We start from the raw sequence: 17,830 nt of genomic DNA on the forward strand, positions 1-17,830 counted from the left end.
CATCTGCAGCCTTCAAGTCCCGCAGAGGCATTACGGAGTTATTCAGAGGCTCCTTAACATAACTCTTATATCAGGTGTCTAACTCTGATAAAAAATGCACTATAAATATCTAGTTAGCTAAATAACTACGTTCGAGCAACGACCACTATCTAAGAACTGCAGTAAGGTTTCACCAAGTTCTTCATCGGCATCAAAAAATGGAAGATGATGACTATCTTTAAGTATAGTGAGGCACTTTGGCCCACGATATCGCGCAAAATCATCTTTAACTTGAGAAGGAGTGGTTATTGTATCCTTTTCACCTACCATAAATAATGCTGGAATCTCCAAACTATCGACTTCAGCATTTACATTTAACGCCTGAAGTTCCCTTTCCATTTTATCTGCCAAGCTTCCCCGTTTCTGTTGCCACCCAGGAAACTGCTCATTTATCTTTTGATTTGCTATAAAGCCATGAATATCTACCCCGTTTGCAATACCATCATTCGCCCTACTTGCCCACTTTGCGAGTATAAGATGGTTCTCTTCTGGGTTCTCTTGATATTGCTTCAATTCGTGCATTGCATGTTCATTATTTTCCTGCATTGCCCATTTTAGGGTTGCATCAAGGCTCGTTTTAGACTGAACCTTTCCATTTTGGAATGAGGAGATAAATACTATGCCATCTAATTCTTCTGGATATTTCCCTGCATAAAGAGCAGCTAAAGCGCCACCCCATGAATGGCCAATCAGAGTAAACTTGTCTTTTTTATAATGGGTCCGGAGAAAATTAACTACATTGCGCACATCCTCAATATTATTATCAATCGTTAAGGTATCTTCCTTAACTTCAGGGGATTTCCCTGCCCCTCTTTGATGCATATAAGCAACTAAATAATCATCTTCCAGAGTTTTGCCAATTTTTACCTGAAATGGAACCAACCCCAACTCCACATCCCCAGGCCCCCCATGTAAAAATAGCAATAAAGGCTTGCCTTCATCTTGCCCTGCAACTTCCACATGCAAATTTGTGTCATTACTTTTAATACTCAGGATATCATTTACTTGCTCTCCAACCGTCATATTGGAAAGCAAGGCAACAAATAGAAGAACTAACCGAGCATGCTTAAACATCGATGTAATCACCATATCAACTATATCCTTAAGCAAATGAGCTGAAGTACCATTCGATGGCACACTACCTTCTGTGAAGAGTCTCACAGTTATATGTCAAAGATATAGGAAAAAGAGTCGAGTTGAATTACTTCAAAGATAAATAGTAACTTCAAGCCTCACAACATCAAAGGGCAACTTTACCAGAACACCTCTGAAACCCTACTCATAAAATATGATTAGCATCCAACGATAATTGATTAAATGCACATAACTAACCCATTACTGGAATAAGTAAAAGCGAAAAAAAACATTCCTAGTGAATATATAGATCAACCATTCTATCCATTGCTAATCAAACTAGCGTAAAGCAGAATACCAAAGCAAGCTTGTCAATCACTAGAAAGATGGCTTCTACCTGCACAGCACCATGTAATCAAGCTATAGGCCTTAATAAGTTAAAGGCCCGGCACAGCTATGCCATCCGGGTCATGTTTTTCCTACTGCCTAAGAAGCTATTACTGGGTGCTGTTGAAACAACAATACAGCCCTACTCCCCAGTATAAGGCTATCCAATCACGCTTTTAAGTAACTTGATTTGAAAGAGGTACACAAGTCCATATAGCAGGTATTGCCAGCCATCGTCAACTACAAATAAAGGGCGCTTGATAGCTGGCATGTATTGGAATTAGTCAAAATTATGGTTCAAGGCATCCTCAAATGAAACAGACTTAATCACACTCCTAGCTGTAAAACGATTCATCCTTGCGGTATACGTTGACTTACATCTCTGTGAAGCCCCCAAATCCCTAGCCTTAATCTCATTGGCTATAGCCCAGTGCCATTGAGAATGATATTTAAAAGTTTTATCGGCCAGCTTTGTGCAAAGCTCCCAATCACCAAATCGCTTAACTCTAGTGTCCGGCTCTCCAAGAAAAACTGTACAACCAGTGAACAGAATCGAGCCCGATATGACCAAAATCTTTAGAATTCTCATACTCAATAAACCCAAATGATACTTCATGGATGAGCTTTTCGATATCCTGAACCAAGTCACAGGATCGTACGACATCGCCAGCCCTTATCCATCTCAATTACTACCAGATGCTCGTAGGCTACCTATAAGCATTCTAGGAATTCATGAAAATATTAACATATTGTTGATATTTGGTCATATTATTCTGTCTAACATATATAAGGTATTTGCATACCAGTTTAAGTACTACTTGGTTGGTTAATTTTAGATACCTACTAAGTTTAGTGAACGGCCCTTATTAGCTATCCTATCACGCCCACTGAATCGCATGTTGCTCAACACTTAAGTCAAAGTAGGTGACTCTAAGAGTGACCATTGAAATATCGGCGATTTAGCCTGCTATTTATCGGTTACTTGGTTATGCGCGGAGAAGTAATATATGAGCTCCTTTTATACTAATTCATTAATCTAGTTAAACTCTAGAGAATCGGGCCGCCTTAATTCGCAAAGTTACCATAATTAATCACAAACTATATAATCAACTTATTGTTTTCAACATGATTATCAGCAAGAAGTCAAAGGTCTATCAGATTCCAGCGAGCATTATTTTGGCAATCTATAATCTGTTGATCAATGGCGGCTATTCGACCCCGAATACGCTCCCAATTACTTTTCTTCATTTTCAGCTCATCAGTAATACTTGCACTGTAATCAATAGCTTGATTATCAGCTAAACTTGCTGTCCGAGAGTCATGGTGTTCTTGCCGTATAGTAATCCAAATATTAGGGTCCAGCTCCGATGTATATGTGATGGCCTGACGGAGCTTCGTGGGTACAGATTCTACTCTGACGCTTCCATTTCGATCCGTAAAGTTAAGTACTTTTTGTTTGTCCACATTGACAATATAGAAAAATTTACGATTTTGGTTTAAGACCCAGTTCGCAATACCCTCAAAGGGGATCATCGCAGTATTGAGACCATGACTGCCAATGATCGTATTGTAATTAGAGTAACGGCGTTCATGTAAAATACCCGCGCTTACTCCAATTAGGTGAAGTCTCTCCCAGCTGCGCCCCAATCCAGAATCTCGATCCCCAATTATTGCTCCCAAATCACCGCTAATTAGCCCCATTGTGGAGCGAGCCATATCTCCTGGCAGTGGACCTATAACTCCTGCCTGGTTATGCAGTGATCTATGCACAATCCCTTGTGGAGGATTGAAAGGCTTAGAGCTCGCAAACCAATCAATATCGCCTGAAATATCATACCCCGCAGAACTAACTCTAAAGTACATTATGTCGTCCCTATAATTGAGGAAATTCCGTTAGCAACTAGTTGTCAACTTATAAACTTGGAAAGCGAGGGAAACTATCTGCCTGAAATCAGATAAGCAAATAGTTAAACTGGGGGAAAACTAACAATCCCTCCCATGCCCTGAATATAATATCAGCAATCCTGAGGACACAATCACCTGTGTACTGCGCCGTAAGAAATGACTCAAATTTTGTCCGGCGAGAACCAATTATAAGCACCGCCGACACATTATTAGGTACCTATTTAGTTTGACCCAATAACTGCAATAGAGACATTATACGCCGACGTTTTCTGTAGAAATTAAAGTTCGCCCATCGATTTTAACAATGACATTCTCACTACTGATTTGGCATGCTGATCATTATCGGCCACAACAAGTATCGTGGCCGAATTTTATAGGGTTTAAAATTCAGAGGAGTATCCAAAGTGCGGCTATTAGATTCAGTGACATCATTATAAAGTCAGTGATAAAAATAAAACGCATCACGCCTTTAACTTGCCACGGCCCTTCACCTTTTCGGTTTTGTAGGGCTACCGGGACATTGTAAATAAACTGTGTTCCGTGAGTGACAGCAAACACCAGCAGCAACGTAGCGCGTTGCACCTCCGTAGCAAATACTGAGGGGCTGATTAGCAGTAGTATATTGAGTAGCGCCAACGACAGGTTAAAACCACCCAGAAATTTTCCTGATTCTGCCAAGATATTAAATACGGGGGTATCCCTTTGTTCCCTGGGTACCAGTAACTTCGCAAATATATGGTTCCTCAAAGAGAAAACGTTAAATCCCATCAGAAACCAAATCGTGTTTAACACCAAAACAACTTCATAGATCATCAATATCTCCAAGACTTGTTGTTTGCCCGCCACTATGGTCAGTACGTCTATTAAACAAATTTGTACTTACCCCGTAGCAGGGGTTGAACCCTCAGGAATTACTCATTACCGGCCAGAGATCCACTATCTCGCCTTTGCTATAGACCGCAATATCACCAAACTGCAGGAACACGGACTCACTCTGTGTGGGCCGGAGAAAGACCCAGTCGTCTTCATTCAGCAGTACCTTTTTTGAGCCATTCAGCATTTCTTGGTTGCTGGAGCGGCCATAGATGGGGTTGATCGATAGACCTTTTGGTGATTCTGGCTCCGCCTTCCAATAGCCGCCAGATATAAAGAAGCTATACTCCCGATTTGGGTTCAACCAACTAAAGGGTCCGGTGAGCCCTTCTATGCCGGGTATCTGTGTCTGTGACAATTTCTTCAATACCGGACTTGCGATATACGCCGCTGGTAAATGATCAGACAGAGTGGGAATATCAAAGCCCACCGGTTTAACCAGGCACGAGCCAGCGGCAATCTCGTTACAGGGAGCCCAGTCTGCTCGGGATTTGTACAGTTGGTAGGTTGGGCTACCGGCAGCGTTCAAAGTGGCCGCCTTCGGGAATGCACTTCCCAGCTGGATCTTAGCTTGCTCCACCCTGCTTTGGTAAATATCCAACCCCCGAGTGATTGCCTTTTCAGGTCCACCGAGAACACCTGGCATTTTTGCGGCGTGGGCGTCGTAACCCATAAAACCGGAAAATTCCAAATAAGGTTCCCGCTGAATGATAGCGAGCATCGCGGAGAGATCTTCCGCACTGGCAATGCCACCCCGGTGTAGGCCTACATCAATCTCGATATTAATTCGCAAGGATTGTTTGAGCGATCGTGCCAGATCGGCGTACTGATTAAGTCTGCGGGGGCTGTCAACCAGCCACTGTAACTGCCGCGTAGGATCAAAATGCTCCGCCTTAGTGCCAAAATAAAAGGCCTTTGCCGCAGTAATCGGGAGAGGTTTCCCCAGCAAAATATCACTCGCTGGATAAGATTTAACCAGTTGCTGTAGAAATGGCAGCTGGAATACCATAATGCGATTGGTATTTGTTCGCTGAGTAATAGCATCCAGCAGGTTTAGCGAGGGCAAAGATTTAGCCACTACCCGGTAGTCATAGTGACCTCTGAGGTGGCCGGCTAATATATCGGCGTTCTTTTGCAGATTCTCCAGGTCTACGACTAAGGTGGGACCAGAAAAGCTGGCATTATCCAGAGCTTTAGAAACACTGGAGAAGTATTTGCTGTGCCCTCCCTGCCCTTGCGCTTTAGGGCGAAGAACGGCGACACTTGCCACCGCTCCTAACGCGACCCCACCTAGTATTAGCTTTCGTCGCTTGATATCCATTGTGCTTTCCTCTTTGAGGGTTCACTGCTGAGCAGCGTTGCTCAGGTAAAAAGCGTTTTCAGATAGGGGTTTAAGAACTTACCACTGGGGTCTAGCTCTCGGCGAACCTCAAGAAAATCCTGCCACTGAGGGTAGAGCTCGGCAAAGTCCGAGCCTTGTAGCTTGTTTAACTTGCCCCAGTGCGGGCGGCCCCCATATTTGCGCATAATGGGCTCAATGGCCTGGAACAGCGGTAGGTGGTCCTCTTCAAAGTAGCGGTGTATGGCGATGGATACGGAATCTTGCTTATAAAACGGGCTCAGCCAGATATCGTCAGCTTTAACGAAACGCACCTCGATAGGGAAGAAAACATCCAGGTTATTTTCCTCAATCGCTCGACGTATTTCCGCGAAGGCTTTCAAACCGTCCTCACGGGGCAAGTGATACTCCATTTCATTGAAACGTACGTTTCGCTCACTGGCGTAATTCCGCCAGGAGGACTCGACAACGACTTCCCTCTCGATATCTTCCATCGCATTTTGCAGCGCAAACTGACGCAACTTCGGTGACCAACCCAGCCAGTCCCGCACAGATTTCAGGGTCATTACTGCTTCATTAGTATCTTCCCGCTCCGTAGAGAAGATTTCCTCTGTGGTCGGCTGGTGGGAATCAGCCATGCACATCCCAGAAAACGGGATATAGTAAAATTCAAAGTTCCGATTGGCCTCTGCCAGTGCTGGAGCCTGATCCAACACCTCTTCCAGGGGCGCTACCCAAGATTCACGCCGCAAACGGTAGCTGGGCTGGTTCTGCATACGCACCTTGGTCACCATACCCAGGCTGCCAAGGGATACTTGCGCTGCCGCGAACACCTCGGGGTTTTGCTCACCATCACACCAGAGCGTATCTCCTCCTGCGGTCACCAGTTCCATACCCGTTGCATAGCTGGACATACAACCCAAGCCTGCACCGGTTCCATGGGTCGCGGTTGCCAGGCAACCACCTAAAGTCTGCTCATCGATATCTGGTTGGTTAATCAGCGCTTGACCGATATCCTCTAAGGGTTGGCCAATGTCTGCTACACGGGTGCCAGCGTAGATTGTCGCCTGGACCTTGTCGGAATCGTGGTCGGCGACGCCAGTAATGCGGCCCAATGAAATAATTGTGTCGTCAGTGGGTACCAGTGCAGTGAAGGAGTGACCCGCACCTACCGCCCTGACCGTACCTTGCGCTTCCGCAATTATCGTTTGCAGTGCAGGAATATCTTTGGGTGCCAGACGATGGGCCGGCAGACACTCTTGTGAACCAGACCAGTTCCGCCATCGAACACCCGCTTTTTTTGTCGGTGGGGCTGCAGCTTGCAATAAGGTGCGTGCAACTGATGAGATGGGCGCGGCCGCTAATGATGCGGAGCCGATCGCAATAGAATTAATAAACTGGCGACGATTGAACCCCATATCCTTTACTCCGCTGTAGCCATAAAAACAATCAACTGTTCAAACTGCTCGGGGGAGCACTCAAAACAAAGGCCTAGTGGCGGCATACCCTGGAACCCATTGATCGCATTTTCCACCAACACATCCATCCCCTTCTCCATACGGGGCTTCCAGTTGGCCAAATCTCCGGTAAGGGGTGCGGCGCTGGCGCCAGTGCTGTGACAGCTGCGGCAAGTGCGAGTATATATTTCAGCGATTTCCGGATCAGTGGGCGCAAGAGACAGCGCTCTTTGGGTCAAAATTGCCCGGCTTTTTTCACTATCCTGTGGAGGCTCAGAACATCCTTGAATGACATTTAGTACCAAAAAAAGAGACAAGAGCTTAAAGCTCCGGCGCAAGACTTCCAGTTCCATATGCGTACACCTACTACATTATTGTTGTTTATTTCTTTTTGGCTATTGCCAAAGCTATCGTGTACATATCGCTGGCACTATTGTTAATCATGATGACTGCTAAAACAACTACTTGAGTTGCCTGTTCTCAATTATTTCTATCGTAATTTATTTGCGTACCACTTAGAGAACCAAAGCCTATGCACATCTCGAAGTTAAAATCAGCATTTATTACAGAGATAAAATGACTCTTGTTAACAGTAGACAGGCTTTGCAAACATCAAAAAGAGCTATTTATATTTACGAATATATAGCCATAAATAGAAACCGCCGACCAAGGTGCCCAGCGGAACATTTAGTACACTCACTGTTGAAAATATTAAAGCTAATTCTGGGGCATACCTTTTATCCAAAAGGACAGCAATGCCAGCAAAGACCCCCAAAATATTCAAAGACGCAAACAGTATTATCATCAACCCCATAAGACTGAATATATTGAATGGCATACTTAAAATTGAATTCCCAAAAACTGCGTATAGGAATAACAATATTGCGCTGGATATCAATAACATCAAAATTGAGTAAGTAATTATCAACCAGCCGGAAACTTTTTCCTCGGTACTAACCATGCGGTACTCCTGTGAAGGTAAAAGCCCAAGCCTCTTTAGTGATCCTCAGAACATCAGGGCATTGAGAAATGACTCTAAAGTTGCTCCGGTTTCAGTTGTCAGCTAGCTCAACGATCAACATGACTCAATGACATTTATGACACCGATGGCGACTTTGGGCTGCCTACCCTTCTACTTTAGGCGTTGAGTATCAACAGGAACAGGAATACCCTAATGCTTTTCGATCAGGTAGGTATTCAGTGGTTAATAGAGTGCTAGCTTCTCCAAAAGGACCAGAACTGTCAGAGTTGGTCCAAGGCTACTGGCGTGTGAGTGATTGGAATTTAAGCCCTCAGGAGCGCCTGACATTCCTAAAGCAACATATAGATAAAGGGGTTACCACCGTAGATCATGCTGATATTTACGGAGATTACTCCTGCGAACAGTTATTCGGCGAGGCCCTTAAGCTGGATAGATCTGTTCGCAATCACATCGAGATTGTCACCAAATGCAATATCAAATTGCTTTCTGAAAAATATCCAAACAGGAAAGTTAAGTACTATGACTCCAGCGCTGAACATATTCAGCACTCGGTTAATAACTCCTTAGCCCACCTCGGTGTAGAGCACATCGACATCCTGCTTCTTCATCGACCTGATGTTTTGATGGATGCAGATGAAATTGCCAGCACATTCGCCGAACTGCAGAAGTCCGGTAAGGTATTACATTTCGGCGTTTCCAACTTTACCTCCCAGCAATTTGATTTGTTGCAGTCCCGCCTGAGTTCACCACTGGTGACAAATCAGGTCGAGATTAATCCTATCAATTTTAGCGCTGCAGAGGATGGAACTCTGGATCAACTGCAGCAATATAGAATTCATCCTATGGCTTGGTCCTGCTTAGCTGGAGGGGAAGTTTTTAGTGGATCAAGCACCCAGGCAACACGGTTACGAATCACCCTGGAAGATATCAAGGAGGAAATCGGGGCAGCCAGTATTGACCAGGTAATCTATGCGTGGGTACGACGCTTTCCCTCCAAGCCCCTAGCAATTATGGGGTCGGGAAAAATTGAGCGCGTTCAGTCGGCGATAGAAAGCCTGAAACTCAACTTGAGTAGAGAGCAGTGGTATAGAATATGGACCGCCTCTAAGGGGATTGAAGTTCCCTAGATCCAGCTTTCAGCCTAACAAATTATTGATTACTTGGCTTACGCAAAAAATAATTTATTAAGACTAACCTCTTGCTTAACAATTGGGTGGTGTAACTTTAATTCGGTTACACCACCCATCAACCAGACAAGTATATTTGTTCTACGGCCCCATCTGGCTTGACCACTGCATCAAGCGTCCCTGGGACATATTTTTATTTTTCTCATCCCCATTATTCATGAAAGATGCCAGTTCGGTTACCAGATTTGCCTTTCGCCACTCATAAAGAAAGCTTGCAAGCACATGGAAGGCAGCATCTGAACAGTTGGAAATGACTTGCAGCTGACCATTATTATTCCCCTCAAGGGAACTCAAACGCTCCATCCACTTTCCTGGGGCAAATGCATAATGGTATGAGACTCCGATATTATTGAGGTGGGGCCCGAAACCCTGGGTACCCAAAAGATCTTGCTGCAAAAAATCTCTGAAATTACCATGCTGTGTCTGGCTAACTTGCAGGCCATAATACTGAGCTGTTGGGTCTGCATTCATCCCTGTATCATCACGCCAACGACCAGCAATAGGCCTCATACTATTGTGACGCCCGCCCACTGAGCCTTTAAATGCATCCCAAGAACTGTTGGGGTCCCAACCTACAATAGTATCGATAACACCATTGTGACCTGATATTAATGCCGTGTGACCATTCCATGTTCTACCCAGAGAACTTTCCACCCCACCATTATTCCACCACTGCGCGTAAAACCTGGAAAAAAGAGAACCGTATGACCTCAAACTGGATACAAAACAAATACCTGCAAAGTATCCTCCACACGCCCTAGGATTAAAACCTCTTCCGCTCATCGCCCACATCCTCCATAACGACTATGAAATTTTTTGCCAAAATTGTTATTTAATATTTTGACAATTCAAGAACTCTTTCAATTCATCGCTAAAGCCACTGAATTATTATTTTTATTACTCAGGACCTAATGAAAATTGACAGACTTTCTATATAACTCGAGATTATTTGATACCAAATCTGGTACTACCGTGTCAACACGGGAAATATTTCAAGCTGAAGTGAAGGGGTAACTGAGAGGCAAAGTAAAATAGGAGTTATGTATCCTCTAAAATTTATCAGAGAATCGCAAACAACCCAATGGGCCCATAATAAAACTCAAGATATGAAAAGATATAAAGCAGTTATTAGATATTATTTGCTTATCACCAAATATAGTTGAATCATGAAAATTAATAGGAAATTACAAAACAACAACCATAAGAGAACTCACATACTAAAAACTCCCGCATAAAGGATTCCTTTTATAGGCATAGCTGTACAAGGAAGACTCAAAAGGCTGAGGGAAAGCTACTCTAAAGATCCTTTCTCTCATCCACAATCGCCTTTAACTTTCCCTCTCCAACCTGCTCAATCGCATTACTCACGAGCTACTTGAGCAAACATTTAAATGGGGATAATGATTGCAAATTTCAGCTATCTTTCGAAATAGATAACTTTACATATCTACAGTTCTAGGCAATTACCGACTGCTTATCGGACAAATTGATGACATTCCAATTAATTAACCAATAGACATCAAGAAAACAAAGATAAAAGAGGATAATTCGACTGATTTTGAAGCTTCACTTTTGGCTCACCACATCAATGGCGTAGACTGAGGCGAGCCCCAAGAAAGAATTTACTTATTAGCCACATCGATCGCAGGGTTACCAAGTACACTGTTTAGAACAGAGGCCAGGCGAACTCCCCCCTGCTGCAAACGCTTTTCAAGGGAGTCCTGACAGCGCAGAAAGTACTTTTCCCCAAGTTGTGTTTCGCTGGTATAGGCGAGACCATGGGCTAAGTGATGAGACTCCCGGGCCCAAACTTCGGCCGAGGTAGACTGCCAGATCTGCCTCTCAGCCGCACTAATTTTATCCGTTTGCTCCTGAGCATAATCTTGCCAGTCTAAAAACAAACGGGCGACCATATGGATGTCCCAGAGCGCGTGTAAATTCGTTTCGACCCCATAGAATTGGACTTCCACATCATTACCTCCTTTATCTGAAAATAATCCGGTATGTAATGGCTGATGAAGGTCGCCAACAAAGTGGGCAATAAACATCAGTGCTTCTGCACGCTCCGTCTTGGTGCGCGAGCGATCGGCCAATACTTCCTGATATCTTTGAATCGCCTTCAATATGCATCCTGCAGCTGGGCAATCCCGCTCCTCAACATAAGCAGACCAGTCTCGAGACAAGTTTATATAGTGAAGCGGCGCAGCCCAGTTATAAGTCTCATCAGACCTAATTCGATCAGCCCAAGTTGTGGATTCAGCTAGGTGCGGCTCACCGACTTCATCAAGGAGCAACTCTATTTCGGCGGCTACCTCCGGGTCCAGGTAATGCCATGCAATTTCTCCAACGACCCTGTGACCATCATCTCCCCAAGCGTGTGCTTGTGTCATAGCTGTGAGTCCGAATAGTGCAACTGCTATACGGGCAATTATCAATCGTATGCTCATTGGGCATGTCCGCCAGAGTGAATTTGCTGCGTACTTTAACGCCAGTATGTGACAAGTTCACGGCTGTAATAATTTATTTATATGTGCACTACATAATCGCTTCAGCTCTTAGACGGTACCCAATAAAAATCACATAACAGTCTCCATTGGAACTTGGAACCTAAGTTGCAAGAGCAAAACTCGATAACTACTTGGGCCACTTGAGTTGGCAATTCTTTAGACCAGGAAAACCCTATGAAACCTTCTCTGTTCCCGCGCGTATTACTATCTGCGGCAATTATTTCTGTTGCCAGTATGGCGCAGGTATCTCAGGCACAGGAAACTGCAGCCGGCATTCGCGGCTCTATTTCCGCAAGCAACGGTCAAGCAATTACCAATGCGACTGTAACAGTGGTTCACACCCCCTCCAATAGCCGCCGTGAAGTAGAAGTCAGCGACGCGGGGCAATTTAACCTGAGTGGCCTGCGAGTGGGTGGCCCCTACACCGTCACCATCGATTCCGAGGAAGGCCAGCGAGTTATTGAAGATATCTACCTTTCCGTTGGTGATATCCTCCCTCTGAGCCTAACCCTCGGCACTAGCAATCTGGAAGAAGTAACCGTATTAGGACAAGCGCTCAGCACCTCCCGCTTAGCTGTAGGTCCATCTTCGCACTTTAACAGTGACGACCTTGCCAGCGCCCCTTCCATTAATCGCGATATCAAGGATGTGCTACGTCTCGATCCACGAGTTTATGTGGATGAAGCCAATGTTGATGCTATCCAGTGCGCCGGCGCCAACCCTCGCTTCAATAGCCTTACGGTTGATGGCGTACGCATGAATGACAACTTCGGCCTGAATAGCAATGGCTACCCCACTGAACGTATGCCGTTCTCGTATGATGCTATCGATCATGTCGCCGTCGAACTGGCGCCGTTCGATGTTCAGTACGGCGGTTTCAGCGCTTGTAATATCAACGCAGTGACCAAGTCCGGCACCAATGAGTGGCATGGTTCATTTTTCTACGACTACACCGATGATGGTTTCCGTGGTGACTCCCTGGAAGGTGACGATATCGATGTGGCCAGCTTTGATGAGAAGCGCTACAACGCAACTCTCGGTGGAGCCATTATCGAAGATAAACTCTTTTTCTTTGCTGCCTATGAAAAGCTGGAAGGCGTTGCCACTTTTGACCGGGGGCCGGCAGGGAGTAGTTCTGCCACCGAAGTCCAGGGGGTTTCCCAGGAGCAGCTCGATGAGATTGTTCGTATTTCAAACGAAGTCTATGGCTACAATCCAGGAAGCCTACCCACCAGTATTCCAGAAGAAGACGAAAAGCTATTGGTGAAACTTGATTGGAATATCTCTGACGACCACCGCGCTGCATTTACTTACAACTACAACGACGGTTTCTCTATAGCCGAGGCCGACAGTGACCCCGATGAGCTGGAATTGTCCAACCACTACTACAAGCGCGGAGCCGAATTAAACTCCTATGTGGCACAGCTTTTCTCTGATTGGAGTGACATATTTTCTACAGAGATGAAAATTGGCTACTCCGATTTGGACAACCGCCAAAACTCCCTGGGCGGAACTGATTTTGGTGAAGTTCAAATCACCACTTACAACGATCATGACAACGACGGCAATGACTCCCGTGCGACAGTCTATCTAGGTGCTGATGATTCTCGCCATGCCAACAAGCTGAGCTATGAAAACCTGACATTTAAGCTCGCCGGTAAATTGCTGTTGGGTGAACACAACATAACCGCCGGCTATGAACATGAAAACTTCGAGGTCTACAACCTGTTTATACAGGAGGCTGCAGGAGAATACCGTTTCGATAGCATCGAAGATTTTGAAGCTGGGACTGCCAACCGTATTACTTATGAGAATGCAGCTGGCTCCAACCATATTTTAGACGCCGCCGCTGAATTCAGTTACAGCATCGATACACTCTACGCACAGGACGAATACACCTTCGCAAATCTGGACCTGACAGTGGTTGCGGGACTGCGCTACGACCGCTATAGCAGTGATGACAAGCCAGTAGCTAACGCAGACATAACCTCTACTTATGGCTTTTCCAACCAGCACAATATGGATGGCCTGGACCTGTTACAGCCCCGCCTGGGCCTAAGCTGGAACCTTAACGATAGCCTGGAGTTACACGGTGGTATCGGCCTTTACTCCGGTGGGAATCCCAATGTATGGATTTCCAATAACTACTCAAATAATGGTGTTCTGCAAATCGAAGCCCAAGATAGAAGCGGCACCCCCCTATTTGATATGGATTGGACCAATAACGGCGATCCGATCTATGAAATCCCACAAGACCTCTATGATATGGTCGCAAGTAGTGATGGTTCTGTAGGTGGGGTCAACCTGATGGATCCAGATTTTGAACTGCCATCCATCTGGAAGTATGCAATCGGCGGTAGCTACGAATTTGAATCCGGTTATTTAGCATCTATAGACTATTTGTACAGCGATTATCAAGATGCCGCAATTATTCAAGATATCTCTCTTGAGCAAGTTGACTCGACTGCTGATGGGCGCCCGATTTACGGCAGTGCCAATGGTCGCAGCGAAGACTTCATGCTGACCAATGTGGATGGCGACTCCGGTTATTCCAGCGTACTTTCTCTCGGCCTCAGCAAGTCTTTTGATTTTGGCCTGAGTATTGCCCTTGGCTATGCCTTCACCGAAGCTGAAGATGTTAACCCCATGACCAGCTCAGTGGCTTACTCCAATTACACCAAAATCGCTACCGCTGATGTACAGAATCCAGGCACTGCAACATCAAACTATGTAGTTCCCCATCGCTTCACTTTGAAGTTGGATTACACCCAAGAGTTTTTCTCAGGCTACGAAACACGATTCACCTTGTTTGGTTCTGCCAATGAAGGCATTCCTTACAGCTACACGTTTGGTGATCAGATCTTTGGTGATGCGGGCTGGGGTCGAGGCCTACTCTACGTACCCACGGGCACCGATGATGCCAATGTTGTATTTGCAGATGACTTCGATACTGAGGCCTTCTTCGCCTGGGTTGACTCTGAAGACCTGGATAGCGGGACTATGGAACGCAATTCACTTAACAGTGATTGGTGGACCAAGTTCGATTTGCGTATCGACCAACAACTACCGGGGTGGCGCGCGGAAGACCGGGTTAATGCGTACTTTGTTATTGAAAACCTGGGCAACCTACTGAATGACGAATGGGGTGTTATGTATGAGGGCGGATTCCCTCGCTATCAGTCAGCGGTAACGGCCAGTATCGATGACCAAGGGCGCTACGTATTTGAGGAATTCCTGGATCCAGCGGGGCAAACCCGAGTGACCGATGCCTCTCTATGGAGTGCTCGTATGGGAATTCGCTACGAGTTCTAACCCACACTTTGTCGAATGCCGCAGCATTTGCTGCGGCCATTCCTATTTCCCTAACCAAAAACCGTTTCTCGGTGCCGATCATTTCAATAGCGACTGATAATGAGGCTTTGGAATAGCACTTTTCTCAACTTCCAAAGCCACAAGACGCCCACCTTGAGTAAATGGGAAATAAAAAAACCGCACTGAAGTGCGGTTTTTTTATCGAATATCAAAGCAAGATCAGTAAGCTAAGCACTACCCAGCCAACGCGCCAAGGTTTCCCGAAGAAGATCCTTGCTCAGAGGCTTAGTCAGAAAATCATCCATACCTGCTGCCAGGCAACGGCCCTCAAATTGCTCTTCAGTAGTGCTGGTTACAGCAACAATAGGCAGGCGATCATCCGGGCGGTGCTCAGACTCCCAGCGACGCAGTATCTCGATAATCTGCGCACTATGATCAGTATTTTGCTGGCAGTCCACTAACACCAAATCATAATGACCTTCAGACAAGCGAACTAAAGCATCATCCGCATCTACCGCTATATCTACCTGGTAACCCAGGGCCTGAAGCATTTCTTCAGTCACCCATTGATGAGGCCTAGACTCCTCCACCAACAACAAAGAGTAGTGACGCGGCTGATCCGCCCCACCGGTAACCACTCTTCGACAACTTCTTTTCGCACCGCCAAACAGTAATCCCACTAACGCATCGTGCAGTTCTTTACGGGTCACCGGTCGACTCAGATACTGTGCCGATGGTAAGAGTTGCTGCAGGTGAGCAAACTCACTTTTCTGGCCAAAGCCGCCCAGGCATACCAGGCGACTCTCTTTATCACTTGCTTCTTGGGACTCTTCAAAGAAAGGCGTAATGGATTCGAAAAGAGTCGAATCCCCCATTGCCGGTGCCATCATTACCAATTGGTTGCGTTCTACCGCTTGGCGAAGCAGCTGCTGGACTTCGCACTCACAACCTTCACACCAGCGGATGGACTTTACATCCATCCCAAAAGAACGCAGCACCTGCACCAAACCTGAAATAAATAGGCCTTTCTGATGAATTAACAGGACTTCAATATCCTGTAACTTTCTGTCCGGTGTGAGGTAGGTTCGTTGGTTTGGCTCGGTGGAATACTTGATCACCACCTGATAGCGGTTGCCATCTGGGGTTGAATGCAGCTGTAGATAACCGCCCATCGCTTCAGCTAAACCTTTAGCTATCGACAGCCCAAGGCCAGTAGTAACCTGAGTGGTATCCATACGGGAGAAGGCACCGAAAAGCTCGCTCTCATCCGGTAAAATTTCTCCACGCCCATCATCCATTAAGGTGATCGAGAGTTGCCCCTCTACTGTGGTGATCGGGTTATAAGATACCTCACCCCACAGCTCGCCTCTTTGGGCAATGCCTGTAGCGGAGTCCACCAGATTGCGAATCAGCTGGGCCGTTTTGCGATTATCTCCTGTCACCATCACAGGGAGGTTGTCATCAATCTGGAAGTTGAACTCCAATTCCTGACTATGGGCCGCCCTCGCTGCAAACTTGAATGACTTTTCTACTGTCTTGACCAGGTTAAAGGGCCCCTGGCGCAATCGGATATCCTTCCGAGCCACACGGGTAAACAACCCTACATTATCAACCAGTTTTAGCTGCTGACTACTGGCGGCCTTGGCCAGCTCCACCCATTCCCGCTGTCGCTCGCTTAATGGCTCAGCTTCCAGCAGTGCCAGAGCGCCGAGGGAGTCAGACAGCTGACTGCGGAATTCCTGGCCGATATTGGCAATAAACTCATTGGTCAGTTCAACTGCAGCTTCAGAGTGTTTGCGGGCTGCAGCCAGGCTACTCGCTCTTTGTTGCAGTTCCTGCATCGCAGACAAACGCTCCCAATAGTTCTCCGATTCACGACGGCCCTGGTGGGCAGTCAGCCAAATAAAAGCGAGGGTGAGAGTTCCGTAGATGGTCCCCAGAATCATGCCCGAGAACAGTGCCATTAGCGCTGCTGGCAGTAGTGAGGTTGCGGTGAACCAAGTCAGGAAACGATGGTAGGGAGAAAATACGGTGGTAACACTGGAGCAAAAGATTACCGAATAGATCCACAGGAAGTGGGTCTCAGGCGCAAACCCCATTAAGTAGACAAAGTAAAATAAGGTAATGCCCCACCAGGCTGAGCCGATAATCGAGAACAGAAAGTAACGATTGCGCCAACGATTTGGTCCCGAGCCATACAGGTGGTCGAAGCGAAAAACGTAGTAGCCCCTAATCAGGGTTAGTACTACCAGGCCGATTCCCATTGTTAATAACAGGCGCGGAGCTTCTAGGCGCATATCTCCAATAGAGGCTGCGATCAGAAATGCAAAAAGGGAGAGCACCATGCCGCGCCGGGTATATTTGGCGATACGCATGTCAGTTGCGCGGCAAATACGTCTGTCTTTTTGAACCTTAAGTTCAGGGCGATCAAATATAGACATTGCGACCTTCCCTGAGAGACTGGGTATCCGGTGCCATTGAAGCTCCCTAGCCTATCCCGAGTACTTCAACCAAAACGGTCTTTATTAGAAATCCCAGCAATCCAAGCCCCAGAGCAAGGAACAGAATAAACGTCCCAAATCTACCAGCCTTGGAGTCTTTTGCCAGGTTCCAAACAATAAACACCATAAATAGAATTAGTGCACCGATTCCCAACCACAGGGAATACTCTTCAAACTGCTCAAATGTCATGCGTGCATTCGCTTAAAAAATTGGCGCGCATTGTACAGTGCTTGAGGGCAACTGGTAAGTCATTGGCAAAATCTAGT

At 46.1% G+C, this 17,830-nt stretch carries 13 protein-coding genes; 2 read left to right on the forward strand and 11 right to left on the reverse strand.

The window, feature by feature from the left end:
* Positions 1-117: 117 nt before the first annotated feature.
* The 7 genes from ACJJI3_RS05765 to ACJJI3_RS05795 all read right to left on the reverse strand — a co-directional run bounded on the left by ACJJI3_RS05765 (position 118) and on the right by ACJJI3_RS05795 (position 8,035).
* On the reverse strand, positions 118-1,113 hold the full coding sequence (locus tag ACJJI3_RS05765) for an alpha/beta fold hydrolase (RefSeq protein WP_444941818.1): 996 nt from the start codon (positions 1,111-1,113) through the stop codon (positions 118-120).
* A gap of 1,530 nt (positions 1,114-2,643) precedes the next feature.
* Entirely contained in the window at positions 2,644-3,363 is a 720-nt protein-coding gene (locus tag ACJJI3_RS05770; RefSeq protein ID WP_444941819.1) for a hypothetical protein, read from the reverse strand.
* Between the two features lie 429 nt (positions 3,364-3,792).
* Positions 3,793-4,218 carry a hypothetical protein gene (locus tag ACJJI3_RS05775; RefSeq protein WP_413665710.1) on the reverse strand — a complete coding sequence of 142 codons (426 nt, stop codon included), beginning with the start codon at positions 4,216-4,218 and terminating at the stop codon, positions 3,793-3,795.
* Between the two features lie 91 nt (positions 4,219-4,309).
* Positions 4,310-5,599 (reverse strand): DSD1 family PLP-dependent enzyme, encoded by a 1,290-nt coding sequence (locus tag ACJJI3_RS05780; protein WP_444941820.1) that lies wholly within the window; start codon positions 5,597-5,599, stop codon positions 4,310-4,312.
* A gap of 41 nt (positions 5,600-5,640) precedes the next feature.
* Positions 5,641-7,035, reverse strand: coding sequence for an FAD-linked oxidoreductase, L-gulonolactone oxidase family (locus tag ACJJI3_RS05785; RefSeq protein WP_444941821.1), 1,395 nt, complete (start codon positions 7,033-7,035; stop codon positions 5,641-5,643).
* Between the two features lie 5 nt (positions 7,036-7,040).
* Complete coding sequence (locus ACJJI3_RS05790) at positions 7,041-7,427, reverse strand: c-type cytochrome (protein ID WP_413665707.1); 387 nt, start codon at positions 7,425-7,427, stop codon at positions 7,041-7,043.
* 269 nt (positions 7,428-7,696) lie between these two features.
* On the reverse strand, positions 7,697-8,035 hold the full coding sequence (locus ACJJI3_RS05795; RefSeq protein ID WP_413665706.1) for a hypothetical protein: 339 nt from the start codon (positions 8,033-8,035) through the stop codon (positions 7,697-7,699).
* 251 nt (positions 8,036-8,286) lie between these two features.
* Here ACJJI3_RS05795 and ACJJI3_RS05800 point away from each other — a divergent pair, with 251 nt between their 5' ends.
* The gene (locus ACJJI3_RS05800; protein ID WP_444941822.1) at positions 8,287-9,183 is read left to right on the forward strand and encodes an aldo/keto reductase; all 897 of its coding nucleotides are present in this window, start codon (positions 8,287-8,289) and stop codon (positions 9,181-9,183) included.
* Positions 9,184-9,324: 141 nt separating this feature from the next.
* Here the strand turns inward: ACJJI3_RS05800 and ACJJI3_RS05805 are convergent, their stop codons facing one another.
* Both ACJJI3_RS05805 and ACJJI3_RS05810 read right to left on the reverse strand, forming a co-directional pair.
* Positions 9,325-9,897, reverse strand: a complete 573-nt coding sequence (locus ACJJI3_RS05805; protein ID WP_413665704.1) for a hypothetical protein — start codon at positions 9,895-9,897, stop codon at positions 9,325-9,327.
* Positions 9,898-10,865: 968 nt separating this feature from the next.
* Positions 10,866-11,633 carry a S1/P1 nuclease gene (locus ACJJI3_RS05810; RefSeq protein WP_413665703.1) on the reverse strand — a complete coding sequence of 256 codons (768 nt, stop codon included), beginning with the start codon at positions 11,631-11,633 and terminating at the stop codon, positions 10,866-10,868.
* 291 nt (positions 11,634-11,924) lie between these two features.
* On the opposite strand from ACJJI3_RS05810, the gene ACJJI3_RS05815 reads away from it, so the two are divergent.
* A complete protein-coding gene (locus ACJJI3_RS05815) occupies positions 11,925-15,062 on the forward strand; it encodes a TonB-dependent receptor (protein WP_444941823.1) in 3,138 nt (1,045 codons plus the stop codon).
* 227 nt (positions 15,063-15,289) lie between these two features.
* On the opposite strand, the gene ACJJI3_RS05820 is transcribed toward ACJJI3_RS05815, so the two are convergent.
* Positions 15,290-17,503: a hybrid sensor histidine kinase/response regulator gene (locus ACJJI3_RS05820; RefSeq protein WP_444941824.1), complete on the reverse strand. Its 2,214-nt coding sequence runs from the start codon at positions 17,501-17,503 to the stop codon at positions 15,290-15,292.
* 46 nt (positions 17,504-17,549) lie between these two features.
* Positions 17,550-17,753 carry a DUF2788 domain-containing protein gene (locus ACJJI3_RS05825; RefSeq protein WP_282932717.1) on the reverse strand — a complete coding sequence of 68 codons (204 nt, stop codon included), beginning with the start codon at positions 17,751-17,753 and terminating at the stop codon, positions 17,550-17,552.
* Positions 17,754-17,830: the final 77 nt, after the last annotated feature.

The organism is Microbulbifer maximicatervae (SeqCode) (assembly GCF_052466985.1).